At 64.4% G+C, this 24,357-nt stretch carries 23 protein-coding genes; 4 read left to right on the top strand and 19 right to left on the bottom strand.

The window, feature by feature from the left end; translation table 11 throughout:
- Positions 1 to 43 precede the first annotated feature (43 nt).
- The 6 genes from X268_RS11975 to X268_RS11950 form a co-directional block, all read right to left on the bottom strand.
- Positions 44 to 520 carry a MaoC family dehydratase gene (locus X268_RS11975; RefSeq protein WP_128925145.1) on the bottom strand — a complete coding sequence of 159 codons (477 nt, stop codon included), beginning with the start codon at positions 518 to 520 and terminating at the stop codon, positions 44 to 46.
- Positions 521 to 2,239: an AMP-binding protein gene (locus tag X268_RS11970; RefSeq protein WP_128925144.1), complete on the bottom strand. Its 1,719-nt coding sequence runs from the start codon at positions 2,237 to 2,239 to the stop codon at positions 521 to 523.
- Positions 2,240 to 2,367: 128 nt separating this feature from the next.
- Positions 2,368 to 3,285: a 3-hydroxyisobutyrate dehydrogenase gene (gene mmsB, locus X268_RS11965; protein ID WP_430648411.1), complete on the bottom strand. Its 918-nt coding sequence runs from the start codon at positions 3,283 to 3,285 to the stop codon at positions 2,368 to 2,370.
- A complete protein-coding gene (locus tag X268_RS11960) occupies positions 3,281 to 4,348 on the bottom strand; it encodes an enoyl-CoA hydratase/isomerase family protein (protein ID WP_128925142.1) in 1,068 nt (355 codons plus the stop codon). The genes mmsB and X268_RS11960 overlap by 5 nt, the downstream gene beginning before the upstream one ends.
- The gene (locus X268_RS11955; RefSeq protein WP_128925141.1) at positions 4,345 to 5,490 is read right to left on the bottom strand and encodes an isobutyryl-CoA dehydrogenase; all 1,146 of its coding nucleotides are present in this window, start codon (positions 5,488 to 5,490) and stop codon (positions 4,345 to 4,347) included. Before X268_RS11955 ends, X268_RS11960 begins: the two co-directional genes overlap by 4 nt.
- A gap of 121 nt (positions 5,491 to 5,611) precedes the next feature.
- On the bottom strand, positions 5,612 to 7,108 hold the full coding sequence (locus X268_RS11950) for a CoA-acylating methylmalonate-semialdehyde dehydrogenase (RefSeq protein WP_128925140.1): 1,497 nt from the start codon (positions 7,106 to 7,108) through the stop codon (positions 5,612 to 5,614).
- Between the two features lie 102 nt (positions 7,109 to 7,210).
- On the opposite strand from X268_RS11950, the gene X268_RS11945 reads away from it, so the two are divergent.
- Entirely contained in the window at positions 7,211 to 8,119 is a 909-nt protein-coding gene (locus X268_RS11945; protein WP_128925139.1) for a LysR family transcriptional regulator, read from the top strand.
- Positions 8,120 to 8,242: 123 nt separating this feature from the next.
- Here X268_RS11945 and X268_RS11940 read toward each other — a convergent pair whose 3' ends face one another.
- Both X268_RS11940 and X268_RS11935 read right to left on the bottom strand, forming a co-directional pair.
- Positions 8,243 to 8,860 carry a TetR/AcrR family transcriptional regulator gene (locus X268_RS11940; protein WP_128925138.1) on the bottom strand — a complete coding sequence of 206 codons (618 nt, stop codon included), beginning with the start codon at positions 8,858 to 8,860 and terminating at the stop codon, positions 8,243 to 8,245.
- Positions 8,861 to 8,924: 64 nt separating this feature from the next.
- Positions 8,925 to 9,458 (bottom strand): PaaI family thioesterase, encoded by a 534-nt coding sequence (locus X268_RS11935; protein WP_128925137.1) that lies wholly within the window; start codon positions 9,456 to 9,458, stop codon positions 8,925 to 8,927.
- Between the two features lie 156 nt (positions 9,459 to 9,614).
- On the opposite strand from X268_RS11935, the gene X268_RS11930 reads away from it, so the two are divergent.
- The 3 genes from X268_RS11930 to X268_RS11920 all read left to right on the top strand — a co-directional run bounded on the left by X268_RS11930 (position 9,615) and on the right by X268_RS11920 (position 13,268).
- Entirely contained in the window at positions 9,615 to 10,385 is a 771-nt protein-coding gene (locus tag X268_RS11930; protein ID WP_128925136.1) for an enoyl-CoA hydratase, read from the top strand.
- A 239-nt stretch (positions 10,386 to 10,624) separates the two neighbouring features.
- Positions 10,625 to 11,821 (top strand): acetyl-CoA C-acyltransferase, encoded by a 1,197-nt coding sequence (locus X268_RS11925; protein WP_128925135.1) that lies wholly within the window; start codon positions 10,625 to 10,627, stop codon positions 11,819 to 11,821.
- Positions 11,822 to 11,972: 151 nt separating this feature from the next.
- Positions 11,973 to 13,268, top strand: a complete 1,296-nt coding sequence (locus tag X268_RS11920; RefSeq protein ID WP_128925134.1) for an MFS transporter — start codon at positions 11,973 to 11,975, stop codon at positions 13,266 to 13,268.
- Here X268_RS11920 and X268_RS11915 read toward each other — a convergent pair.
- The 11 genes from X268_RS11915 to X268_RS11865 form a co-directional block, all read right to left on the bottom strand.
- A complete protein-coding gene (locus tag X268_RS11915) occupies positions 13,265 to 14,662 on the bottom strand; it encodes a carbohydrate porin (RefSeq protein WP_128925133.1) in 1,398 nt (465 codons plus the stop codon). The two genes, X268_RS11920 and X268_RS11915, sit on opposite strands and share 4 nt — an antisense overlap.
- A 22-nt stretch (positions 14,663 to 14,684) precedes the next feature.
- A complete protein-coding gene (locus tag X268_RS11910; protein WP_128925132.1) occupies positions 14,685 to 15,698 on the bottom strand; it encodes a transporter in 1,014 nt (337 codons plus the stop codon).
- A gap of 287 nt (positions 15,699 to 15,985) precedes the next feature.
- Complete coding sequence (locus tag X268_RS11905) at positions 15,986 to 16,732, bottom strand: CoA-transferase (RefSeq protein WP_128925131.1); 747 nt, start codon at positions 16,730 to 16,732, stop codon at positions 15,986 to 15,988.
- On the bottom strand, positions 16,729 to 17,535 hold the full coding sequence (locus X268_RS11900) for a CoA transferase subunit A (RefSeq protein WP_128925130.1): 807 nt from the start codon (positions 17,533 to 17,535) through the stop codon (positions 16,729 to 16,731). Before X268_RS11900 ends, X268_RS11905 begins: the two co-directional genes overlap by 4 nt.
- A gap of 43 nt (positions 17,536 to 17,578) precedes the next feature.
- Entirely contained in the window at positions 17,579 to 18,793 is a 1,215-nt protein-coding gene (acdA, locus tag X268_RS11895) for a 3-sulfinopropanoyl-CoA desulfinase (protein ID WP_128925129.1), read from the bottom strand.
- A gap of 57 nt (positions 18,794 to 18,850) precedes the next feature.
- Positions 18,851 to 19,426: a peroxidase-related enzyme gene (locus tag X268_RS11890; RefSeq protein WP_128925128.1), complete on the bottom strand. Its 576-nt coding sequence runs from the start codon at positions 19,424 to 19,426 to the stop codon at positions 18,851 to 18,853.
- A 21-nt stretch (positions 19,427 to 19,447) separates the two neighbouring features.
- Positions 19,448 to 20,449, bottom strand: coding sequence for an acrylyl-CoA reductase (NADPH) (gene acuI, locus X268_RS11885; RefSeq protein WP_128925127.1), 1,002 nt, complete (start codon positions 20,447 to 20,449; stop codon positions 19,448 to 19,450).
- 3 nt (positions 20,450 to 20,452) lie between these two features.
- Positions 20,453 to 21,103 carry an acrylate utilization transcriptional regulator AcuR gene (gene acuR, locus X268_RS11880; RefSeq protein WP_128925126.1) on the bottom strand — a complete coding sequence of 217 codons (651 nt, stop codon included), beginning with the start codon at positions 21,101 to 21,103 and terminating at the stop codon, positions 20,453 to 20,455.
- Between the two features lie 349 nt (positions 21,104 to 21,452).
- The gene (locus X268_RS11875) at positions 21,453 to 22,106 is read right to left on the bottom strand and encodes a TadE/TadG family type IV pilus assembly protein (protein ID WP_128925125.1); all 654 of its coding nucleotides are present in this window, start codon (positions 22,104 to 22,106) and stop codon (positions 21,453 to 21,455) included.
- Positions 22,103 to 22,642 carry a TadE/TadG family type IV pilus assembly protein gene (locus X268_RS11870; RefSeq protein WP_245477862.1) on the bottom strand — a complete coding sequence of 180 codons (540 nt, stop codon included), beginning with the start codon at positions 22,640 to 22,642 and terminating at the stop codon, positions 22,103 to 22,105. The genes X268_RS11875 and X268_RS11870 overlap by 4 nt, the downstream gene beginning before the upstream one ends.
- A 32-nt stretch (positions 22,643 to 22,674) precedes the next feature.
- The gene (locus X268_RS11865; protein WP_128925123.1) at positions 22,675 to 24,096 is read right to left on the bottom strand and encodes a TadE/TadG family type IV pilus assembly protein; all 1,422 of its coding nucleotides are present in this window, start codon (positions 24,094 to 24,096) and stop codon (positions 22,675 to 22,677) included.
- Positions 24,097 to 24,357: the final 261 nt, after the last annotated feature.

Genomic DNA, 24,357 nt, shown 5'->3' with positions numbered 1-24,357 from the left:
AGCGATGGATGGCTGGGTCAAGCCCGGCAACGACGCCTCTGGCCTAGGCGAAATAGATCAGACCCAACCAGTCCGCGACCAGCGCCGGCTTGTCCTCGCCCTCGATCTCCACCGTGACGTTGGTGCGGGATTGCAATTCATTCGGCTTGCGGAGCTTGGCTTCCGCCAGCACGAAGCGGCCGCGGACGCGCCTGCCCGATCGCACCGGCGAGATAAAGCGCAGCTTGTCGAAGCCGTAATTGACGCCCATCGTGGTGCCCGCAATCGCCGGCATCACCTCATAGGACATCACCGACAACATCGACATCGTCAGGAAGCCGTGCGCGATGGTGGTGCCGAACGCGGTCGCCTTGGCCTTCTCGGGATCGACATGGATGAACTGGTGATCCTCGGTCACGTCGGCGTAGGTATCGATGCGAGGCTGGTCGATCAGGTGCCAGGACGACACGCCGATCTCCCTGCCGACCATGGCCTGATAGGCCTCCAGCGTGATCGGCGGCGACTTCCAGATTTGGTTCACTTAGGTCTCACTCCGTGTTTTCGGCAACTCCGGAAAATCCTCCTCGCGGAATTCCCGGCCCCGCAGCGGATCGTTGCGATCGTCGTCGCGTTCGAGACGTCGTAGCTGCACGCGGCGGATTTTGCCAGAGATCGTCTTCGGCAGCTCGGTGACGATTTCGAGGCGGCGGATGCGCTTGAACGGCGCCAGGCGCGTATGCAGGTGCTTGAAGATCGACAGCGCGGTTTCAGGTGAGCGTTCCGCGCCCGAAATCAGCAGCACGAAGGCCTTGGGAATTGCGAGCCGAATCGGGTCCGGGCTCGGGACCACCGCGGCTTCCGCGACGAGCTCGTGCTCGAGCAGAACACTCTCGAGCTCGAACGGGCTGATGCGGTAATCCGACGACTTGAACACGTCGTCGGAGCGGCCGACGAAGGTGAGATAGCCGTCCTCGTCGGCGAACACCACGTCGCCGCTGCGATAGAGCTCGCCCTCGGCGCCGGACAGCTTGCCGTCGTCGCCCTGGTAGCCTTGCATCAGGCCGGCCGGGCGGTCGGCGCCGAGCACCAGCGTCACCTCCCCCTCCTTCGCCGGATTACCGTCGGCGTCGCTGATCTGCACGCGATAGCCCGGCAGCGGACGGCCCATCGAGCCGATCTTGATGGGCTGTCCCGGCGAATTGCCGGCGAGCGCGGTGGTTTCGGTCTGGCCATAGCCGTCACGGATGGTGAGACCCCAGGCGGTGCGCACCTGGTCGATCACTTCGGGGTTGAGCGGCTCACCGGCGCCGCAGACCTCGCGAAGCGCGACCTTGAACGAGGCCAGGTTCTCCTGGATGAACAGCCGCCACACGGTCGGCGGCGCGCACAGCGTGGTAACGCCGCAGCGGCCGATGGTGGCGAGCAGCGCCTTGGCATCGAAGCGCGGCTGATTGACCACGAACACGGTCGCGCCCGCATTCCACGGCGCGAAGAAACAGCTCCAGGCATGCTTGGCCCAGCCAGGCGAGGAGATGTTGAGATGAACGTCGCCGGGCTTCAGCCCGATCCAGTACATGGTGGAGAGATGGCCGACGGGATAGCTGCGTTGGCTGTGCCGCACCAGCTTCGGTTTTGCCGTGGTGCCAGAGGTGAAATAGAGCAGCATCGGGTCGTCGGCGTTGGTCGCGCCGTCAGGCGTAAAGCCTTCGGAGGCCTTGGCCGCTTCGTCATAGGCAAGCCAGCCATCGGAGGGCGCGCCGACCACGATGCGGACGACATTCTCGGCACCGAGGCTTGCGAATTTTGCGACCTGGTCCTGCGCCGCCACCACCGCCCTCGCCTTGCCGCGATCGAGCCGGTCACGCAGCTCATCGGCGGTGAGCAGCGTGGTCGCAGGGATCACGACCACACCGAGCTTCATCGCGGCGAGCATCGTCTCCCACAGCGGAACCACATTGCCGAGCAACAGCAGAAGATGATCGCCGCGCCTCAAGCCCTGGGCGCGGAGGAAGTTCGCGACCTGGTTCGAGCGCTTCGAAAGCGCCGCGAACGATAGCTTGGTCTGGCGATCCTGCGCGGCGTCGACGATCCAGAGCGCCGGCCGATCCTTCGATTCCGCCTTCCTCGCCAGCTCGGCGTCGAACCAGTCGAGCGCCCAGTTGAAGGGAACCGGATCGGGCCAGCGGAAGCCTTTGACCGCGGCCTCGTAGTCCGTGCGGTGATGAAGCAGAAACGCGCGCGCTTCCTGAAATGTGGTCATGGTCCGGGCCCGTCGAAATGATGTTCGAGCGTAGCCCGGATGCAGCGAAGCGCAATCCCGGGCCGGCGAGGCCATTGGAGGCAGCTGTCCCGGATTTCGCTTCGCTGCATCCGGGCTACGAAGTCCCGCTATTTTCCAGCGAGGCTGCGAACGTGCTTGATAATCCCGGAAAAATCCACCCCGCCCTGGCCGGCTGCGTCGAAAGACTGATAGATCTCCTGCGCATGCTTGCCGAGCGGTGTCGCCGCACCCGCGGCCTTGGCGGCATCCTGCGCCAGGGTCAGATCCTTCACCATCAGCGCCGAGGCAAAGCCCGGCTTGTAGTCGTTGTTGGCGGGCGAGGTCGGCACCGGGCCCGGCACCGGGCAATAGGTCGTCAGCGACCAGCACTGGCCCGACGAGGTCGAGGCGACGTCGAACAGTGCCTGGTGCGAAAGGCCGAGCTTCTCGCCGAGCGCAAAGGCTTCGCTGACTGCGATCATGGAAATGCCAAGGATCATGTTGTTGCAGATCTTGGCGGCCTGGCCAGCGCCAGCGCCGCCACAATGCACGATCTTCTTGCCCATGTTTTCGAGCACCGGCTTGGCCGCAGCAAATGCCTTCTCCTCACCCCCACACATGAAAGTGAGCGTCGCGCCCTTGGCGCCGCCGGTGCCGCCGGAGACCGGCGCGTCGACCGAAAGCACGCCGTGCTTGGCAGCGAGCGCATGCGCAGCCCTCGCGCTCTCGACGTCGATGGTGGAGCTATCGATGATCAGCGTTCCCTTGGTCATGGCAGGTACGACCTCGTTCCAGACGCCGAGCACATGCTTGCCCGCGGGGAGCATGGTGACGACGACATCGGCGCCCTGCACCGCGCCGGGCGCGCTGGCGGCAATGCTGGCGCCATCGGCCTTGGCCTGATTGCGCGAGGCTTCGACCAGGTCGAACGCCACGACCTTGTGGCCGGCCTTGACGAGGTTGGCCGCCATCGGGCCGCCCATGTTGCCGAGACCGATGAATGCGATCGTGGCCATTGTCGTTTCCTCCGCTACAGCGTTGTTAATTGAACTTCAGCTCGTCCACGCCGATCTCGGCGAGATAGGGCGCGAGCATCTCCGGCGTCACATCTTCGATCCGCGGCGGCGACCAGGTCGGGTTGCGGTCCTTGTCGATCACAGCCGCGCGCACGCCTTCGCGAAAATCATCGCTCCGAAACACTTCCAGCGCGGCACGGTATTCGCGCACCAGGCATTCCTCCAGGCTCGACGCTCCACGCGCAAGTCGCAGCAGCTTAAGCGTCACCACCATGCCGCGCGGCGATTTTTCGTTCAGCGTCTTCAGCGTGGCCAGCGCGAACTCGGAACCATCGCGCTTCAGCGCCGCAAAAATATCCTCCATGCGGTCGAAGCCGAACAACGCATCGATGATCGGCTCCTTTGCGGCCACCGGCCCCGCGGTCTCGCCGGTGGCAAAGCCGCCGATGAGCTTGCCGACGTCGCCGGCGGTCGCACCGGACCGCAGCTTGGTCAGTGTCTCGCGCAGCTCCGGCAATCTCGCCGCCGGCACGACCCAATCGGCAAACTTCGCGTGGATCGCGTCCGGCCCGTTCATGGTCTGGCCGGTCAGCCCGAAATAGGTGCCGATCTCGCCCGGCGAATGCGACAGCAGATAGGTGCCGCCGACATCGGGAAAGAAGCCGAGACCGACTTCGGGCATCGCGAGCTTGGTGCGATCGGTGACGATGCGGTGGCTGGCATGGGCCGACAAGCCGACGCCGCCGCCCATCACGATGCCGTCCATGAAGGCGACATACGGCTTCGGGAATGTCTTGATCCGGGCATTGAGGATGTACTCCTCCCGCCACAGGATCCTGCCGAGGTCGCCGCCAGCCTTGGAGCTCTCCCAGAGCGTGCGGATGTCGCCGCCGGCGCAGAGGCCGCGCTCGCCGGCGCCTTCCAGCAGGACCACGGCAATTGCAGGATCAGCTTCGAAGCGATCGAGCGCCTTGTCGATGTCGCGAAACATCTCCAGCGTGACGGCGTTGATCGCCTTGGGACGATTGAGCCTGATGATGCCGGCTGCGCCTTCGACGCGCGCGACCAGATCGCCCTCTTCCGCTCCGCTCATCGCGCGCCCTCGATCAATTTGCGCGCCACGATCAGCCGCATGATTTCATTGGTGCCTTCGAGGATCTGGTGCACGCGCAAGTCCCGCACGATCTTCTCGATGCCATATTCGCTCAAGTAGCCGTAGCCGCCGTGAAGCTGCAGCGCGTGATTGGCGACCTCGAAGCCGACGTCGGTACCGAAGCGTTTCGCCATGGCGCAGAGCATGGTGGCGTCAGGATCCTTGCGGTCGAGAGCCGCCGCAGCACGCCACAGGAAGGTGCGCGCAGCCTCGAGCTCGATCGCCATGTCGGCAAGACGGAATTGCAGCGCCTGGAATTCGTCCAGCCGTTTTCCGAATGCCTTGCGCTCCTTCATGTAGGCGCGTGCCTTGTCGAGCGCAGTTTGGGCACCACCAAGAGAACACGCCGTGATGTTGAGGCGGCCGCCGTCGAGGCCGGCCATCGCGATCTTGAAGCCGACGCCCTCTTCGCTCAGGCGATTGGCGACAGGAACGCGGGCGTTCTCGAACATGACGGCGCGGGTCGGCTGTGCGTTCCAGCCCATCTTGCGCTCATTGGCGCCGAAGGAGACGCCGGGCGTCTTGCCGTCGATGACGAGGGTCGAGATCCCGCCCGGTCCGTCGCCGCCGGTACGCACCATCGCGACCAGAAGGTCGGTGCCGCCAGCGCCGGAGATGAACTGCTTCTGGCCGTTGAGGACGTAATGGTCGCCGTCCCGCAGCGCGCGGGTGCGGAGCGCCGCCGCGTCCGAGCCGGCGCCCGGCTCGGTCAGGCAGTAGCTTGCGATCAGCTCCATGGTGCAGAGCTTCGGCAGCCATTGGTGGCGCTGGGTGTCGCTGCCGAAGGCATCGATCATCCAGCTCGCCATGTTGTGGATGGAGATGAAGGCCGAGGTGGTCGGGCAGCCCGTCGCCAGCGCCTCGAAGATCAGCGCCGCATCGAACCGCGTCATGGCGGAGCCGCCGACATCGTCGCGGATGTAGATGCCGCCCATGCCGAGGGTGGCGGCCTCGCGCATCACATCGACGGGGAAATGCTTTTCCTCGTCCCAGCGCAGCGCATGCGGCGCGATCTTTTCCGCCGCAAACGTGAGCGCCATGTCGCGAATTGCGACCTGATCCTCGTTCAGAGCGAACTGCATGCGGGGCTCCTCACCTTCCTCGTCATTGCGAGGAGCGAAGCGACGAAGCAATCCAGACTGTCTCTGCGGAAAGATTCTGGATTGCTTCGCTACTCTCGCAATGACGGGCTGGGCAACAGCCCTACTTCATCAGCGGGATCGAGAACTCCGCACCTTCCTTGACGCCGGACGGCCAGCGCGAGGTCACCGTCTTGGTCTTGGTGTAGAAGCGGATCGAGTCCGGGCCGTGCTGGTTGAGATCGCCGAAGCCCGACTTCTTCCAGCCGCCGAAGGTGTAATAGGCGATCGGCACCGGGATCGGCACGTTGATGCCGACCATGCCGACATTGACCTTGGCCGCGAAGTCGCGCGCGGCGTCGCCGTCGCGGGTGAAGATGGCGACGCCGTTGCCATAGTCGTGGTCGGACGGCAGCGCCAGCGCTTCCTTGTAGTCATGCGCACGCACGACCGAGAGCACCGGGCCAAAGATCTCTTCCTTGTAGATCCGCATGTCCTTGGTGACGTTGTCGAACAGCGAGCCGCCGAGATAGAAGCCGTTCTCGTAGCCCTGCATCTTGAAGCCGCGGCCGTCGACGGCCAGCGTCGCGCCTTCCTTGATACCGATGTCGATGTAGCTCTTGACCTTCTCGACCGCCTCGCGCGTCACCAACGGACCGTAATCGGCCGACGGATCGATCGAGGTGCCGATCTTGAGACTCTCGACGCGCGGGATCAGCTTTTCCATGAGACGGTCGGCGGTGGACTTGCCGACGGGGACCGCGACGGAGACGGCCATGCAGCGCTCGCCGGCGGAGCCGTAGCCGGCGCCGATCAGCGCGTCGACGGCCTGGTCCATGTCCGCGTCCGGCATGACGATGGCGTGGTTCTTGGCGCCGCCGAAGCACTGGCAGCGCTTGCCGGTCTGGGCGGCGCGCTCATAGATGTACTGCGCGATCGGCGTCGAGCCGACGAAGCCGATGGCCTTGATATCGGGATCGTCGAGGATGGCGTCCACGGCTTCCTTGTCGCCGTTGACGACGTTGAGGATGCCGGCCGGCAGGCCCGCCTCGATCATCAGCTCGGCAAGTTTCATCGGCACGCCGGGATCGCGCTCCGAGGGCTTGAGGATGAAGGCGTTGCCGCAGGCGATTGCAGGGGCGAACTTCCACATCGGGATCATCGCCGGGAAGTTGAACGGCGTGATGCCGGCGACGACGCCGAGCGCCTGGCGCATCGAATAGATGTCGATGCCGGGGCCGGCTCCTTCCGTGTACTCGCCCTTCATCAGATGCGGGATGCCGCAGGCGAATTCGACGACCTCGAGACCACGCTGGATGTCGCCCTTGGCGTCCGGCACGGTCTTACCGTGCTCACGCGCGAGCAGCTCGGCGAGCTTGTCGTAGTCGCGCTGGATCAGCTCCAGGAATTTCATCATGACGCGAGCGCGGCGCTGCGGGTTGGTGGCGGCCCACTCGGGCTGCGCGGCGCGCGCGTTCTCGATGGCGGCGCGGACCTCGGCCTTGGACGCCAGAGCCACCTTGGCCTGGACGTCACCGGTCATCGGCTCGAAAACGTCGGCGGTGCGGCCAGAGGGGCCCTTGACCTCCTTGCCACCGATGAAATGTCCGATTGAACGCATGGAATGGTCTCCTTCAGGCCGAGCGTGGTCGTTTTGACAAATCCTATTGACCTGCATTTTATAGGATTCAAGTCTGAGATAATGCACCATAGATGTGCGAAAATGCTGGATCAAGGCGCTATCGATTGGGACGACTTTCGCTTCGTGCTGGCCATCGTGCGGGGCGGCTCGGTGTCGGCTGCGGCAAAACAGCTCGGCGTCGACCATGCGACCGTCATCCGCCGCGTCGACCGACTGGAGAAGCACCTCTCGGCCAAGCTGTTTGACCGGCGCAAGACCGGCTACCTCCTCACCGAGGCGGGCCAGCGCGTCGCCGACAGCGCCGAAGCCATGGAATCGACCATCGTCGCCAATCAGGAGCAGGTCGGCGGCTCCGTGGCGCGGCTGACCGGCACGGTGCGGATCGGCGCGCCTGATGGGTTCGGTACCGCCTTCCTGGCGCCGCGACTGACGCCGTTCGCGGACCGGTACCCCGATCTTGACCTGCAACTTGTGGCAACCGCGCGGCTGTTCAGTCTCTCCAAGCGCGAGGCCGACATCGCCATCAGCCTGACCATGCCGAAGGAAGGCCGCATCGTCGGGCGCAAGCTGCTCGACTACCGCCTTGGCCTCTATGCCGCTCCCGCCTATCTCGATCGCTTCTCGAAAATCGCCTCAAAGCAGGACCTGACGCAGCACCGCTTCGTCGGCTACATCGAGGAGCTCCTGTTCACGCCGGAGCTCGATTATCTGCCGCAGGTGTCGCCGCGGATTTCCGCGCGCTTTCGCAGCGCCAATCTGATCGCCCAGCTCAACGCCACGCTTTCAGGCTTCGGCATCGCGGTGCTGCCCCACTTCATGGCGAGCGATTATCCGCAACTCGTTCCGGTGCTGCCCGACGAGATCTCGATCACGCGGACGTTCTGGATGCTGATGCATACCGACAGCAAGGATCTGGCGCGGATCAGGGCGGTGGCGGACTATATCAGCGAGATCGTGGAGCGCGAGCGCGCGCTGTTTGCAGGAAGGTGAGCGGCGGTCTCATAGGGTGGCCAAAAGCGCAAAGCGCCGTGCCCACCATTTCTCTCCGATTGCTCTCTCCGAAGCGACCAAGTCGTGGGCATGCTTCGCTTTGCCTACCCTACGGCACCGCGCCTAGCTCTTCGCCTTCTTCGCGGCCGCCGCCTTTGGCTCACGCTTGGCGCCATCGAGCGCGCTGTCCCTGCCCGCCTTCAGCACTTCATCCGACAGCTCGCTCGACCCCGCAACGCGGGCCAGCAGCATGGTGCCGGCCATGGTCGCCAGCGTCGCGATCGCCTGCTTGCGGGCGGCCTTGCGCGGCATGTTCGGGATGAAGTCGGCCAGCAGCTCGATCATCTCGTCGAGCTTGCCGGCAAATGCCTTTCGCGCCTTGGGGCTCTCGCGTGCGATCTCGGCGCCCAGCGCGGGAATTGAGCAGCCATGGCCGGGATTGTCGCGATGCAAGGCCGAGAGGTAGGCCTCCGCGATCAGGGCCAGCCGCTTTTCCGGCGAAACCTCGTCGGTGATCTTGCGCCAGTGCTCCATCGAGCGGTCCATCGCATAACCGAACGCCTCGATCATCAGCGCCTCACGAGAATCGAAATGCGCGTAGAAGCCGCCATGGGTCAGGCCGGCCTCCTTCATGAGGTCGGCCACGCCGACGCCATGGGCCCCCTTCTCGCGCAGCCGCGTGGACGCCTTCCTCACAATGCGGTCGTGGGTTTCCTGCTTGTGTTCCCGGGAGTAGCGCATGCGGTTCTCATTGAATGTCGAGAGTCATCTCATAACACGCAAATGACGAAATGGGTGCATTAATTCATGTTAAGTTGCTTCCGATCATGGAAAACGTTGCAGTTGCGTGCACCGCAAGGGCCCCCTTGCCGTCCCGGACAAAGCCCTCGGTGTAGCTGGTCTGCCGCCCCAGCTTGATCACCTTACCTTCGGCCGAGATCAGCCCGGAATGGACCGAGAGCGGACGCAGGAAGGCCAGCTTCAGATCGAGCGTCACCGAGCCCTGGCCGGCTTCGAGCCGGGTCGAAACGGCACAGCCCATGGCGGTATCGAGCAGCGCCGCGGCGGTCGCGCCGTGGATGAGTCCGATGGTGTTTTCGAGATCCTCGCGAGGCTCCAGTTCCATGACGATCCGCCCCGGCTCGACCACCGCCATGGTGAAGCCGATCAGCTTTGCGAAGGGCGGCGGCGGCAGCCGGCCGTCGCGGATGCCCAGCATCGCGTCCATGCCCGACAGCCCCATCGCCACTTTCGCGACCGGCCCCGGCACCTGCCAGTCCACCACGCGCTCCCGCCGCTGCGCCGGCGAAAACAGGTCGAGTTGATCGTTACTTGTCATGGTCGCCCCTTTGAATGATAGATATCATACTATGTCGCGGACTTCGCGCTGGCAACTCCACATCGCCTGCCCGCTTGACAAGTCGGAGGTTTCGGCCCGGAAGTAATCCCCGACCCGCGCGTTTCGCGCGCCCCCGAGACCCTTCGAGATCCTGCGATGCAAATGCTCAACAATCACTGCGGCGTGACACGGGATGCCCGCGGCGTCGTTCATGTCACGATCTGCAACGCCGGGCCGCTCAACATTCTCGGCTCGCCCGTGACCGACGCAGTGCGCGAGGGCCTGCAGCAGCTCAGCTCCGACCGCAGCATCCGCGTCGTGGTGCTGCGCGGCCAGAGCGAGAAGAGCATGATCGGCGGCGCCGACATCAAGGAGATGGCCAAGCTCGACCAGAGATCGGCTGAAGCCTTCATCAGCCGTCTGCGCGATCTCTGCGAGGCCATGCGCCAGTTCCCTGCTCCGGTCATCGCGCGGATGCCCGGCTGGTGCCTCGGCGGCGGGCTCGAGGTGGCGGCAGCCTGCGACTTCCGCATCGCCGCGCATGACGCCCATTTCGGCATGCCGGAGGTCCGCGTCGGCATCCCTTCGGTGATCCATGCGGCCCTCTTGCCCCGCCTGATCGGCTGGGCCCGCGCGCGCTGGCTGGTGATGACGGCGGAGAATATCGACGCAGCCACCGCGCTCGCCTGGGGATTGGTCGACAAGGTCGCGCCGGAGGGCGGATTGGATGCGGAGATCGAGCACCTGGTGAAGGCCTTGCTCGCATGCGGCCCCGAGGCGTTGCGCTCGCAGAAGGCGCTGCTGCGGCAATGGGAGGAACTGCCGCTGACGGAGTCGGTGAACCTCAGCGTGCAGGTGTTCGGCGAGTCGTTCCTGACGGACGAGCCGACCCGGCTGATGGGCGCGTTTGTGAGCCGGAAGCGGTAGGCCTCTCCAAAGTTGGTGTCATGCCCCCGCGAAGGCGGGGCGTCCAGTATGCCGCTGCTGCTCGGCTCCTCGCTGTCTCCGGAATACTGGATCGGGCGCCTTCGCTGGTGATGACCGCGGGGCTCGAACGACCAAATCTCATCCGAGCCACGACAATTTCTCATCCCTGCCGTGGTTGCATTTTTTGCGCCGCATCATATGATGGTCATCATCTTACCTGATCGTAGGGAGTTCTCGTCATGGCCGAAGCCGCCGATCCAGTCGTCATCGTCTCCGCCGCCCGCACCCCGCTCGGCCGCTTCATGGGCGAATTGTCGCCGCTCCCCGCTCACAAGCTCGGATCGCACGTGATCGGCGCGGCGCTGGAACGGGCCAAGCTCGCGCCTGAGAAGGTCGACGAGGTCTTCATGGGCTGTGTGCTGCCGGCCGGACAGGGCCAGGCGCCGGCGCGCCAGGCGACACGTAGCGCCGGTCTGCCCGATGCCATCGGCGCCACCACCGTCAACAAGGTCTGCGGCTCCGGCATGAAGGCGACCATGCTGGCCCACGACATCATCCGCGCCGGCTCGGCCGAGATCGTCGTCTCCGGCGGCATGGAGAGCATGAGCAACGCGCCGTACCTGCTGACCAAGGCGCGCGGCGGCTATCGGGTCGGCCACGACCGCATCATCGACCACATGATGATGGACGGGCTGGAGGATGCGTACGAGACCGGCCGCTCCATGGGCGATTTCGGCGAGGCCACCGCGGAAGCCTATCAGTTCACCCGCAAGGACCAGGACGCCTACGCGATGGAGACGCTCAGCCGTGCCCGCAAGGCGGTCGAGGGCGGCGCGTTCAAGGCGGAGATCGCGCCGATCACGCTGAGCGAGAAGGCAGGCCCCCGCGTCATCGCCAATGACGAGCATCCGCTGAAGGTCGATCCCGCCAAGATCCCGGGCTTGAAGCCTGCCTTCCGCGCCAACGGCACGATCACGCCGGCCGCCTCCTCGGCCAATGCCGACGGCGCCGCGGCGCTGGTTCTGACGAAACGCTCGCTGGCCGATCGCAACGGTTTGCCTGTTCTGGCCGAGATCAAGGGCCACGCCACACACAGCCAGGAGCCGCAATGGTTCACCACGGCGCCGATCCCGGCGATCCGCAAGCTGCTCGACAAGGTCGGCTGGAGCGCCTCCGATGTCGACCTGTTCGAGATCAACGAGGCTTTTGCGGTGGTGGCAATGGCGGCGCAGCGCGATCTCGGCATTCCCCGCGACAAACTGAACGTCAACGGCGGCGCCTGCGCGCTCGGCCATCCCATCGGGGCGACCGGCGCACGGGTGATCGTGACGCTGCTGCATGCGCTGGAGGCGCAGAACCTCAAGCGCGGTATCGCGGCGCTGTGCATCGGCGGCGGCGAAGCCACCGCAATCGCGGTCGAACGCTCGGCGCGCTGACCGCCACTGTCCGAAATTGAGGGAAGTTCGACATTTCGGACTTCCCCTATTTGTGACAGATTGGCAGGCGTGGCGAGCCCGCTACTGACAGTCCGTTGGCAGCAAGCACGCTGTAAGTAATGCCCCTCCTTTCGGTGTCCAAGGAAATTCGATGATCTCGAACTGGCTCGCGGCAACCCTCAATCGTCGCAACATCCATTACGGCTGGGGGATGGTCGGCGTGACCTTCCTTGCCGCGCTGATCAGCGCCGGCACGGTCGGCGCACCCGGCGTGTTCATCGTTCCCCTGCAGAAGGAGTTCGGCTGGAGCACGGCGCAGATCTCGTCCGCGCTGTCGATCCGCTTCGTCCTGTTCGGATTGATGGCGCCATTCGCGGCTGCCCTGCTCAACCGCTATGGCTTTCGCAACGTCACGCTCGCCGCGCAGCTGATCGTGGTCTCGGCGCTCGTGCTCTCGCTCGGCATGACCGAGGTCTGGCAACTCGTAGCGCTCTGGGGCGTGGTGATCGGCATCGGCACCGGCATGACCGCGCTGGTGCTGGGCGCGACCATTGCCACCCGCTGGTTCGCGGCAAGGCGCGGCCTCGTGGTCGGCATCATGACCGCGAGCGTCGCCACCGGCCAGCTCGTGTTCCTGCCGCTGCTGGCAAGCCTCACCGAACGCTTCGGCTGGCGACTTGCGCTCGGCTTCGTCTGCATCATGCTCGGCGTCTCCGCGCTGGCCGTGCTGCTCGCGATGCGCGATCGACCCAGCGACGTCGGCTTGCGTCCATTCGGCGACGAAGGCACCGAAGCCCTGCCTGCTCCGCCCGCAAGCCACGGCTCGATCACGGGTGTGGCGCTCGGCACGCTGCGCGACGCTTCGAAGTCGACCGCATTCTGGATCCTGTTTGCGACCTTCTTCGTCTGCGGCGCCTCGACCAACGGCCTCGTCCAGGTGCACCTGATCCCGATGTGCCTCGATTTCGGCATCCCGCAGGTGCAGGCGGCTAGCCTGCTCGCGGCGATGGGCATCTTCGACTTCTTCGGCACCATCATGTCGGGCTGGCTGTCGGATCGCTACGACAACCGCTGGCTCTTGTTCTGGTACTACGGCCTGCGCGGGCTCTCCCTGATCTTCCTGCCGTTCAGCGACTTCTCGTTCTATGGCCTGTCCGTCTTCGCGATGTTCTATGGCCTCGACTGGATCGCGACCGTGCCGCCCACGGTACGTCTCACCGCGCAGAAGTTCGGGCCCGAACGCGCCAATCTGGTATTCGGCTGGATCTTCGCCGGCCATCAGCTCGGCGCCGGCACCGCCGCCTTCGGGGCAGGCTTCTCGCGCACTGTCTACCAGAGCTATCTGCCCGCGTTCTTCATCGCCGGCGCGCTGTGCGTGTTCGCCGCGCTGATCGTGCTGGCGCTGTCGCGGCAGCCGAAGCCGCAGCCGCAAGCGGCGATGGCCTAGTACCTGATCGTGGTGGTGACGCCGAACCCCGCGGCGTCACCAATCCGCGACAGACCGGTGGAATCGTTCGGGTTCGGGATGCCGCCGGAGGGGCGGAACACGTACTGGAAATAGGGCGCGATCAGCCAGCCCGGCTTGATGTGCGCCTCGTAGATCATCTCGATCAGCGTCTCGTTGCTGCGCACCGGAGTTTGGATGCCGGTGAAGACCTGCGTGTCGAGGTCGAGACTGCGCGCGGTGTTCGAGATCCGCATATAGGCCATCGCCACACCGAAACGATCCAGCGGACGGCCCGGCGTGAAGCCGACAAAGCCGATGCCGCCGTCGAGATAAAGGTCGATCAGATTGCGGTCCGGCGGGCTGTAGGCGATGCGACCGAACGCCGTGACGCCAGGAAGCGAGGCCGAGGTGCTATTCTCCTTCACCTCCGGCGGGCGATAGAGCACCTGCTCGATCACCGCGAAGACGCCGTAATTGCCGCGAAGCTTTGCGGGAATGCCGCTTCCCGAGGGATCGGCGATCGACTGCCCCTCCGCGGTGAAGCGTTGACTGTCGAACGAGCCGTAATGCTTCCAGGCACCGGGCGTGAAATTGCCGGCGAGCGGACGTCCCCCGACATCGATGTCGTAGTTGAAGCGGACCTGGCCGATCATCCAGGGCGGATCGTTGATGCGGAAGGCCAGGCCATGATGGTCGCGCAGCTGCGGATCGACATTGCCCGGCCCCGAGGGATCGCCGTTGAACACCGCGCCATAGGCCGTGATCTGCTCCGTCAGCGCCGCCTTGATGCGGATGCCGGGCACCGCGATCGGTGGCGCCGGGCCGCCCGCCGGAAGGTTGCTCGCCTTGATAGCGGGCCAGCCGAAGGTGCCGTTGATGAAGAGATCGTCGGTCTGGCTGTCGAAGAACTCGACATCGGCCGCCTGTTGGCCGGCTCGGATGTTCAGCCTGTCACCAAACAAGCTCTGCTCGAAATAGGCGTTGTAGAGCCGCTGGTCCGGCAGCGCTTCGATCTCGCTGATTGTGGCGAGATTCATCACGTAGTTGCGGGAGAGGCCCCCGCCGTAGATCACGAGTGCATTGGCGTAGAAGCGACCGCCGCTCCAGCCGACCAGCTTGTCGAGATCGGCATCGACCGACAGATCGAGGCGGCCGAAATGGATGGCGCCGCGCTTCACGCCGCCGGAGGTATTGGCGATGTTGTCCGCAATATAGGTGGCGCCGAAATTCAGGCCTTTGCCCGCAAGGCCGTCATGCCACGCGTTGAACCATTCGGGAAACAGCCATCCGGCCGCGCTTTCGTCCTTGGAGCCGGCGAGCGCGCTCGTTGCCGTGCAGGCCAGTGCAATCGCAGCCGCGCCTCGCAGCAGGGAGCTATGGGCAGTTCCGATCACGCTTGATTCCGGCTGGCATACGCTATTTGAAGATACCCGTACGCCGCATGAAGAGATAGGCCGCGCCGACCGAGCAGGCCATCAGCACCGCGGCCCAGAGGAAGCCGGTCTCGACGTCGGTGAGCGGCAGGCCCTTGGTGTTCATGCCGAAGATGCCGGTGATCAGCGTCGGCGGGAGCAGCAAGGAGGTCACGATCGAGAGTGTGTGGAGATGACGGTTGCTCTCCTCCTCGTTCTTGAAGCGCAGCTCTTCCTCGAGCAGGCGGCTGCGCTCCCTGAGCTCGACGATGTCGTGATCGAGGCCATCGAGCCGCTGCGCGAGCTTGCCGGCCTGGATCCGCAAGGCGGGCGACAGGCGATCGGTGTTCTTCTGGTCGAGCCGGTGAAACAGCACGCGCAGGCCGGTGAGCTGCCGGTGCAATCTCACACAGGTCCGGCGCAGGCGGCCGAGATTGCGGCGCATCTCCGGTCTTGCGTCATCGGCGAGGATGCGCTCCTCGATGTCGTCGATCTCCTGGCCCAACTTGTCGGCCACCCGATCCAGCGTGTCGGCGACCTCGTCGACGATCTTCTCGAGCAGGTGCGCGACATTGTCGACGCGGTAGCCCCCTTCGAGCACGCGCCGCGTTGCGTCCGCCGAGCACAACGCCTGATGGCGACCGCTGACGAGAAGGCGCTCGGTCATGGCGAAGCGCAGGAACGCGGTCTCCTCCGTTACGGCGTCGATCTCGCGCACGAGGTCGGAGAACACGCCATAGACGCAATGATCGATGACGTGGAGCTGCTGGAACGTGTCGTTCGACAGCAGCAGCTCGCGCGCCAGCGGCGGCAGCTGTGAGGAGGCAATCCACGGCCGTGCGCGCGCATCGGTCAGGTTGAAATGCAGCCACAGCCGGCCGTCATGGCCGAACTCGATCGGCTGGGCGACCGGCAGCGCCTCAGCGCTGCCGTCGCTGTGCAGACGGAAGGCCCAGACCAGGCCGGTGATGGGTTCGGCGTTCGATCCCGCGCTGACAAGCTTTGCCGGCTCCGCCATGGTCCAATCCCAACCGTCAACACTGCCCTGTTCCGGACGATGGCTGGCGATATCCCCAGCCCCCCGCGCGGCTACTCAATTACGCCAGTGTTACAGCTTGATGATATCCAGTCGCCTCGGTCTCTCGACGCCGTCATGACGAAGGCATGAGGGGCCGTGTTGCACGAGGCGCGCCGGGTGACGGAGCGCGCCTGGTCGCACCTCACTCGGGGCGGCCAAGCAAGAAATGCGAAAACAACCCCATGCACAGTAGCCGGCGCGTTGGGAATCAATGGCTTAGCGCGGCCTCAACCCGGACCCGGCAGTGTGCCTGCGAACTGCGGGTAACACTCGCGCAGCTCCTCGCGAATTCGCCCCCGCATCAAGGACAGGGTCTCCTCGTCCGGCGACGGCGTCGTGACCTCGCATGTTTCGTTGTCGTAGGAGAAACCTGTCGTGCCTCGAATGTCACGCCAATCGTATCCCGGATGCGTGCTCTCGAGGCGAAAGCGTCCCGCCTCTCGTTCGAAGGAAAAGAGCGCCGCATTGGTCAACAGGGCGTAAGGGCCGCCTCGCCGATAGGCCGTCTCGTCGGTGACGCCAGGCGCAGACACGAAGTCCACGCGCTCCACCAGGGATCGCAGGCTGTGCTCCTCCCGGAACAGAATGACTCGCGGAACGAGGAAATACAGGTAGGCGGAGCCGAACGAACCGGGCCATCTGACGGGGTTGTTCGGATAGTTGCCAGTGCCGACGAGATTGACATTGCCCTGGCCGTCGATCTGACCTCCACCGAGGAAGAAGGCGTCGAGACGCCCCTGCGCTGCACAATCGAACAGCTCCTCGGCACCGCCGGTGAAGGAATTATGCATGACCGACCCGAGGATCGAGACCTGCACGCGCTCCAGTCTGTCCCGCTCGTTGAGCGCACGCAACAGCATCGCGCCCGCCGCCGGCATCGGCGACGACTGGCCGACCGCAACATGCCGCACGCCTTTCAGCAGCCGCGAGATCGTGTAGATCATCAGCTCGCGGCTGGTGCACGCCTCGCTCATGCCGGGCTCCTCGAATCCCGGATGTAGGCCTGGAAGCCTTCCGGCGAGCGCGCCGCCCTCGCGTATTTCTCGACCTCCTGCCCATCCCTGGGATACTGGGCGTAGAGTCCCGTCGGCCACCCGCCATTCTTGAGCTGTGCCACCGCGCTCACATAGATCGCGGGCAGGACGCCGGCGGCCATGTTCTCGTCTTCGAGCAGCGATACCTCGGAGATGCGCTCGACGGTCACGAAGGTCTTTTTCGAGGCATGGGCCAACAGCATCACCTCGCGTCGGCGTCCGAGCCGAACATTGCCGAACCGGTCCGCTTCGGGTGCGTGGATCAGCGATATGTCGGGCTGGATCGCCGAGACCACGACGATCTTCTCACTGTCGTCGAAGGGATTGGACGTCACCTTCCAGTCGTCTCGCTTCTTCAAGACGTCACTGCCGATGATGCCGCGGATCGGCATGAACGGGACGCCCTTCTCTGCGGCCGTCAGCCCCGCGAACACCGCGGGACAAGTCGCATCGCGAAGGCGAATGGATCCGTCGCGGACGGCCCGGCTGAAACAGGGCGCGCCGCCGGCTTCGCCCAGGCTGACGGCACTCGTCTCCAGCGTTGCCACGGCGCCGGCGCCGATGAGCATGTCGACCTGCATGCCGCCAATCGGCGCACAGACCACATGGAGATCGCGAATGCCGCGATCGATCAGCATCCGGACCAATCCCGGGGCCGCGGCATAGTCGTCCGGCGCCAGGCCGAGCTTGCACCCCGACGGTATCATCTCCGCCATCTTCTGCGGCGTTACGAAATCTGTCATCTCTCCACCTCTCCCTCGCTTCCAATCAGGGCGCCGCGGGCCTCTAGTTCTCTTCTGTGGCACCCTCCGACACGACGTAGCCGTCGCGCGTCTGCGGCAACTTCCAGCCCAGGACCTTGCTGGCAACCAACGTGCGCAGCACCTGCGCCGTGCCGCCGCCGATCGTGAACATGCGGACGTCACGTGCCATGCGCTCGAGAGGAAAGTCACGCGAATAGCCCCGCGCCCCGAACACCTGCAGCGCATCATTGACGATCTTGATGGCGGCTTCCGACGCGAAGATCTTCGCCTGCGCCGCAAGCATGGGATCGGGAAATGCGCTGCCGCCCGGTCCTCGCGAGGCAGCAGCTGCGTGCAGCATCAGGCGTGATGCGGTCAGCTGTGTCTGCATATCGGCGAGCATCCAATGCAGACCTTGAAATTCGCCGATCGGCCGCCCGAACTGCTGGCGCGTCTTCGCCCACGCAATGGCGTGCTCCAGCGCGCCGGCCGCAACACCCATGGCGACCGTGCCGGCCCCGACGCGCTGGCTGTTATAGGCGTTGATGAGGTCGGCAAACCCGCGTTTGAAGCCCGATGGCGGCAACAGCACCATGTCCGGCGTGATCTCGAGATCCTCGAAGACGAGCTCGCCCTCGGGCATGCCGCAGAGTCCCATCGTCATTTCGCGCTTGCTGACGCGCAATCCCTGGACCTCGCCGCGGACCGCCAGGAAGCCGCCGACGCCCAGCTCCTCTCCACCCTCATCGAACACGCGCGCGAAGATCAAATGGAGGCGGGAAACCCCGGCGCCGGTGATCCAATGTTTCTTGCCGTTGAGCACGTAGCGGTTGCCGCGCTTGTCCGCCCGCGTGGTCATCCCGCCCGCATCGCTGCCGGCGTCAGGCTCCGTGATGCAGATCGCCGGCTTGTCGCCACCCAGGACGAGATCGGCGGCACGCTTCTTCTGCGCGTCGGTGCCATAGGCCATGACGGTCGAGATGGCGCCCATGTTGGCCTCGACCACGATGCGCGCAGAGACGGTGCACGAGCGGGCGATTTCCTCGATGACCAACACCGTGTCGAGAAAGCTCCGGCCCTGCCCGCCATATTCCGGCGGAATGGTCATTCCCATGAAGCGCTCGGCCTTCAGCGCCTCGACGACATCCCATGGATAGTCGCGAGACTGGTCGATATCGGCTGCGCGTCCGCGGATCGTCCCGTTCGAGAGCGCCGCGGCCCTTTCCTTCAAGGCCAGCTGCTGGGATGAGAGCTCCATGACCGTTCTCCATTCCGCACCGACGGGAGTATTGCCGAAGAGGTCAGTCGGTCCCCGTTAGCCGCGTCCCATACTGTAGAATTCCGCATTCGGACGCATGCTGGTGACGTTGGCAAGCCGATTGGAGAGGCCGAAGAAGGCCGTGATCGCGGCAATGTCCCAGATGTCCTCTTCCGTGAAGCCGTGCGATTTCAGCGTGGCGAAATCGGATTCGGAAACCTCGTAGGCCTCCGTCGAGACGCGTACGGCGAAATCGAGCATCGCCTTCTGCCGATCCGTGATGTCGGCCTTGCGGTAGTTGACCGCGACCTGATCGGCGATCAGCGGATCCTTGGCGCGGATGCGCAGGATCGCGCCATGCGCGATGACGCAATACTGGCATTGATTGAGGTTGCTGGTCGCAACCACGATCATTTCCCGCTCCGCCTTGGTGAGGTTGCCCGGCTTGTCCATGAGCGCGTCGTGATAGGCAAAGAACGCGCGAAACTCGTCCGGCCGGTGCGCGAGCACGAGAAACACGTTCGGAATGAAGCCGGACTTCTCCTGGACGGCCAGGATACGGGCCCTGATGTCGTCAGGCATGTCGGCGAGATCAGGGACAGGAAAGCGGCTAATGGCAATTGCCTGGGTCATGGCCTGGATATTCCTTAAGGGCTAGTCGATGGAAATCGGCACGATCACGCGTCCCCGCACCGCGCCGGCAATGAGACGGTCCGCAACCGGGATGCAGTTTTCGAGGGACACCTTCTCCGTCATCGCATCAAGTCGAATCGGATCGAGATCCCGGGCCAGCCGCCGCCACGCCTCGATGCGTTCGTCGCGCGGACACATGACGCTGTCGATCCCGACCAGCGTGACACCGCGGAGGATGAAAGGAGCGACTGTGGCCGGAAAGCTCATGCCGGCCGCCAGCCCACAGGCCGCGACGACGCCGCGATACTTCATCGATGCGCAGACATTGGCGAGCACCTGCCCGCCGGCCACATCGACCGCGCCGACCCACTGTTCTCTCGCAAGCGGCTTGCCGGGCTCGCTGAACAGCGATCGCGGCAAGATCCGCTTGGCGCCAAGGCTCGCGAGATATTCGGCCTCCTCGCTCCGGCCCGTCACCGCGACCACGTCATAGCCGAGCCTTGCAAGCAGCGCGGTCGCAATGCTGCCGACGCCACCGGCAGCTCCCGTCACTAGCACCTCACCGTCACCCGGCTTGATGCCGTGGCGCTCCAGCGCCATCACGCACAGTGCCGCAGTGTAGCCGGCCGTTCCGATGCTCATCGCTTGCGCGAAGGAAAAGGTGGGCTCGAGCGGTATCAGCCAGTCGCTCTTGACGCGCGCTATCTCGGCCAAGCCGCCCCAATGCTGCTCGCCCACGCCCCAGCCGTTCAACACGACCTTGTCGCCGCGCTTGAACTCGGACGACGAGGATTCCTCGACGGTCCCCGCAAGGTCGATGCCGGGAACCATTGGAAACTTGCGGACCACCGGGCTCTTCCCGGTGATCGCGAGCGCATCCTTGTAGTTCAGGGTCGAACAGGCGACCCGCACCGTCACATTGCCCTCGGGCAATCTGTCGCGCGGGAGCTCCGTTAGTCCTACGGACTGCTTGCCACCTTCATTCTCGATCAGGATGGCTCTGAAGCTATTGCTCGCTGTCATGGGTCACCTGTCCTTTGCCTGGATCATCCCGAGGAATCCCCGGGCGAATATGTCGAGCGCATCGGGGCGCCGTTCCAGCTTCGCCCGCAGCACCGCCCCTTCCCAGCCGATCCAGAAGAAGTGCGCGAGGCTGTCGCAATCGAGGCTCTTGGGTATGTCGCCGGCCTCCTGCGCCAATCGGAGACAGCGTGAGGTCCGTGCTTCCCAATCCGTGAAAACGGCGGCCAGTCGCTTTCGGAACGGCTCCGGCAAGGCCCCCATCTCTTGTCCGAGATTGCCGACGAGGCAGCCACGTCGATAGCCGTAGCGCGCCATGCCCGACCGGGCGTCTGCGATGAAATCGCGGAGGCGGTCCAGCGGAGCCCGCGCTGCATCGTCGAACCATCGATCCAGCTTGCGCGCGAAATAGGCGGCATAGGCGTCGATCAGTTCGAGGCCAAAAGCCTCCTTGCTGCCGAAGTAGTGATAGAACGACCCCTTCGGCGCATCCGCAGAGGCCAGGATCTCGTCGATGCCGACGGCGCTGAATCCCTTCTCGGTCAGAAGTGCAACGCCCGTGCGCAGCAGACGCGCGCGCGGTGCATTCGGCTGCGACTGGTCCTTCGGAGGACGGCCGCGCCGACGCGGCTCTGAAACCGAGGCCACCTTGGTCATGAAGATTTATTAGACCGATCGTTTTATAAAATCAACCGTGGGCTGAAGACGATCCCCGGCCCCGCTGCAGCGACACAGTACCACCCCGGTGGCGAGCGAACTGGAGCTTGCCTTGGGGAGCCTTGCTTTGATGTGCAATGGAATTCCGATCCGACCAGGGCCATCGCATCTGGGAACGATTTCGGCTGTGGCCATCCTTCGAGACGCCCGCCGTCAGCGGACCCTCAAGATGAGGACCGGTTGCTCGCAAAGCGCGGCCCGATGAAGGGCTCCACGATCGTCTCGAACGACGAGGCGCGCGCTTGTGCAAAGTATCGTTTGGAACAGCCTTGCCCGTGTTGCCGCGGGGCTAACAGGTCTTCTGCTGCAGATGCTGGACGCAGGTGCAGGTGCTCGTCGCCGGATATTTCACGTCGTAGTAAGGAGGGGTCAACGTGGCCGGGCCATTGGTCGAGCAGCGCGGAAACAGATAATAGCTGTCGGACAGCTTGACGGTGCCCGCGATGGTGAAGCCTAGGTTGGGCGTGTAGTCGTAGGACACCTCGCTCAGGATGAGGGAGATGTTGGCGTTGCTGGTCCCGCCCGGCGCGGTAAAGGACGACAACGTCATGGCGGTCCCCGGCGTTCTCGCCGCTCCCGCCTTGGTCGACGTGCTCCATTGCACCGTCGCATTGCCGCTGCTGTCGGTCGAGACTTCCGAGACCGTGATCGTCATCAAGGAGGTGCTGCCATTCGTGATGGGATATGGCGCCATGATGGCGGTCGCGGCAGCAAGGATGCCGGTCATTTGAGTCGAGGTGACGGCCGTGTTCTGCGTGATCATGTCGGCGACACTGTGCGCGGTCGCGCTGACCTTGACGTTCATGGAGAGCGCGGTTCCGAGCTCGACGCCGCCGACATAGAGCAACAGCATGAACGGCGTCACGATGGCGAACTCCGTCGCTGCAACGGCGCGGACATCGGCCACCAAGTGCCGGGCGCGAGATGACAGGGCGGAGATCATAAGGAAGCTCCTGGCTCGTTCTGGAACGCGGCGGACGACATGATCAGCCGGTTGCCATTGCTGAGGTTCGACAGGTTGAAGCCGAGCGGACCGAGCATGACCGGCCACTCGTACATCACACGGAGCACGACGATGTCGCCGGGATTGCCCGGATTGTACTGCCAGACATTGGAGACCTTGCCCGAGCCGTCATAGGTCAGGGTTGGCATTGCCGTGTTCGCGGACGTCCAGGAGGTCGCCACCTGCATGTCCACCATCAGGGTACTGCAATTGAACAGGATCACGATCTGGTCGCAGACCTTCTGCTTGAAGACCGCCTGCGTCATCTGCGCGGACTGAACCTGCCCGGTCATGACCAGCCGCGCCGATTGCTGCACGATCGATTCAAGCATCTGCTGGGCGAAGAAGACGAGAAAGGTCTGGATCAGTGCGATGATGAGGGCGAGAAACGGCGCGGCAACGAGCGCGAACTCGACGGCGGTGGCTCCGCTGTCACTGGCGGCGAAAGCGACGCGGCGATTGCGGCGTCTCCTCATTGCCGATGCGGATCCGAGCATGGCCTCTTTCCCTACTGCACGAGGCTGGCCGTGCTCGACGCGACCTTGATGAACAGGTCCGTCAGCGCCTTGTTGATGTCGCCACCGTTCTGGACACTCGCGTACAGGCCCGGTGAGGCGCAGGATTGCAGCCGTTGCGCGATCGTGCCCGTCGACGAGGTCGGATTGTTGAACTGCGAGATACGGCTGGGATACCAGCTGTCAGCCGGCAGCTGCAGGGACTCAGTGTAGAGGATCGCGATACGGATGTTCCGCTTCTTGATGGTATCACATATCGCCGTGTTGAGCGGTTGCTGGCATCGCACGGTCGTGGAATTGGCTGGCGGAAGCGCATAGGTGGCGTTGGGGTCGCAGCTTCCCCCGGTCTTCGGGATGAGCTTGTCCTCGACGCCGTCGGTGACGAGAAAGACCACCTCCTGCGGCGTACCTGCCGCGGTGCCGTCGCCTGGATTGGGCATGGCGGTGTTGAGGTCTGTCAGGCCCTTCGAGATATCGGTGCCGTAGTCGGTGGTGTAGATGCAGGCGCCCTTGCTGTCGAGGACGGGGCAGTTCTGGTGATCGACCGTCAGGAGCTGAATGTTGCCGACTTTCGTGCCGGCGGTGTCCGGCGTGGTCAGCGTCTGGACCGTGTTCAGGGCGTAATCGAAGGTATAAATGGCAGCCCTGTAGGTCGTGTGGTTGAGGGCCGACATGCACTGCATGACGCCGCCCGGCGTGCCTGACTGCGGGCACGACCAGGGTCCGACCATCAATTGCTTGACGGCGTTGGTCACGAGATCGATGCGCAGCGTGATGTTGTTGGCACGTGCGACCGTGAGATTGTCCTTGTTCGTCGAGCTGGGATTGGCGTTGTTGGGATGTGCCTCATGGCAGGCGAATGCGCAGTTCTTGGCATAGGTGGGCTGGTTCTTGGTGGCGAGCACCATGTTGTCGATGTCTTTCTGGGTCGCCGCCAGCGCCATCGACGGGGAGTCATCCAGCAGCAGGTAGAAATCCATGTTGGGCGCGCTGGACGCCTTCGCCGTCGCCGACCCTCCCACCTGCCAGGTCTGCTTGCCGAGGACGCCAGGAAAATTATTGACGGACTCGGCCACGTAGGAAACCGTGATGGTCCGCGCCAGGCCGACGTCCGTGACCGTGACCGTCGGCGTCGGCACGGCCTTCAGCCCGGGAAGATTCGCCTTCGCGGCGAAGACGGCAGCCGCCGTGTTCTCGATAGTGGTCCTGTCGGTCTGCGTCAGCATCGCGGGCCGCACGGCTGCGATCGCGGCTGCGTCGGCAGCCGCGTTCAATTGCTCGCGCTTGCGCAAGGCCAGCGTGTAGTCGAGCGTCATGCCCAGGAGAAAGACGATAGGGACCATCGTCAGCGCGAAGATGATGGCGACGTTGGCCTTCCGGTCTGTCGCAAAACAGAGCATTGCGCGGCGGATCATGAGGTTCATCCTGGCTGCCGTCGTTGTGGCAGTGGCCCTTTCCCTGACATCGACGGAAGAGGCCATCGGGTTCGATCCCGGCCCTCTTCCGACACGGGCGGACTATGTCGATGGCTCTCTTAACCAACACTTACGGGCCGTTCGCAAACAGCGGCCCTCATGGATCGAGATGTCTCATGTCGAGAAGGCATCATTAACGCCGTTTAAACGCGACCGCGTAGAGTGGGGGTATTCGAGGATAGAAACCCGTAAGACCCCGGA

This window comes from Bradyrhizobium guangxiense, assembly GCF_004114915.1.
Classification (GTDB): domain Bacteria; phylum Pseudomonadota; class Alphaproteobacteria; order Rhizobiales; family Xanthobacteraceae; genus Bradyrhizobium; species Bradyrhizobium guangxiense.
The sequence above is the reverse complement of the archived record's forward strand: the minus strand, read 5'-3'. Positions and strand labels throughout refer to the sequence as shown.

Bases quoted from the DNA above. Each gene is read 5' to 3' on its own strand.
- X268_RS11950 (WP_128925140.1), bottom strand. From the start codon at position 7,108: ATGCGTTCAATCGGACATTTCATCGGTGGCAAGGAGGTCAAGGGCCCC.
- X268_RS11925 (WP_128925135.1), top strand. From the start codon at position 10,625: ATGGCCGAAGCCGCCGATCCAGTCGTCATCGTCTCCGCCGCCCGCACC.
- acuR (WP_128925126.1), bottom strand. From the start codon at position 21,103: ATGACCAAGGTGGCCTCGGTTTCAGAGCCGCGTCGGCGCGGCCGTCCT.
- X268_RS11955 (WP_128925141.1), bottom strand. From the start codon at position 5,490: ATGCAGTTCGCTCTGAACGAGGATCAGGTCGCAATTCGCGACATGGCG.
- X268_RS11900 (WP_128925130.1), bottom strand. From the start codon at position 17,535: ATGACAGATTTCGTAACGCCGCAGAAGATGGCGGAGATGATACCGTCG.
- X268_RS11870 (WP_245477862.1), bottom strand. From the start codon at position 22,642: ATGAGGAGACGCCGCAATCGCCGCGTCGCTTTCGCCGCCAGTGACAGC.
- acdA (WP_128925129.1), bottom strand. From the start codon at position 18,793: ATGGAGCTCTCATCCCAGCAGCTGGCCTTGAAGGAAAGGGCCGCGGCG.
- X268_RS11905 (WP_128925131.1), bottom strand. From the start codon at position 16,732: ATGAGCGAGGCGTGCACCAGCCGCGAGCTGATGATCTACACGATCTCG.
- X268_RS11940 (WP_128925138.1), bottom strand. From the start codon at position 8,860: ATGCGCTACTCCCGGGAACACAAGCAGGAAACCCACGACCGCATTGTG.
- X268_RS11890 (WP_128925128.1), bottom strand. From the start codon at position 19,426: ATGACCCAGGCAATTGCCATTAGCCGCTTTCCTGTCCCTGATCTCGCC.
- X268_RS11920 (WP_128925134.1), top strand. From the start codon at position 11,973: ATGATCTCGAACTGGCTCGCGGCAACCCTCAATCGTCGCAACATCCAT.
- X268_RS11935 (WP_128925137.1), bottom strand. From the start codon at position 9,458: ATGACAAGTAACGATCAACTCGACCTGTTTTCGCCGGCGCAGCGGCGG.
- X268_RS11865 (WP_128925123.1), bottom strand. From the start codon at position 24,096: ATGATCCGCCGCGCAATGCTCTGTTTTGCGACAGACCGGAAGGCCAAC.
- X268_RS11930 (WP_128925136.1), top strand. From the start codon at position 9,615: ATGCAAATGCTCAACAATCACTGCGGCGTGACACGGGATGCCCGCGGC.
- X268_RS11945 (WP_128925139.1), top strand. From the start codon at position 7,211: ATGCTGGATCAAGGCGCTATCGATTGGGACGACTTTCGCTTCGTGCTG.
- X268_RS11970 (WP_128925144.1), bottom strand. From the start codon at position 2,239: ATGACCACATTTCAGGAAGCGCGCGCGTTTCTGCTTCATCACCGCACG.
- X268_RS11910 (WP_128925132.1), bottom strand. From the start codon at position 15,698: ATGGCGGAGCCGGCAAAGCTTGTCAGCGCGGGATCGAACGCCGAACCC.
- X268_RS11875 (WP_128925125.1), bottom strand. From the start codon at position 22,106: ATGATCTCCGCCCTGTCATCTCGCGCCCGGCACTTGGTGGCCGATGTC.
- acuI (WP_128925127.1), bottom strand. From the start codon at position 20,449: ATGACAGCGAGCAATAGCTTCAGAGCCATCCTGATCGAGAATGAAGGT.
- X268_RS11960 (WP_128925142.1), bottom strand. From the start codon at position 4,348: ATGAGCGGAGCGGAAGAGGGCGATCTGGTCGCGCGCGTCGAAGGCGCA.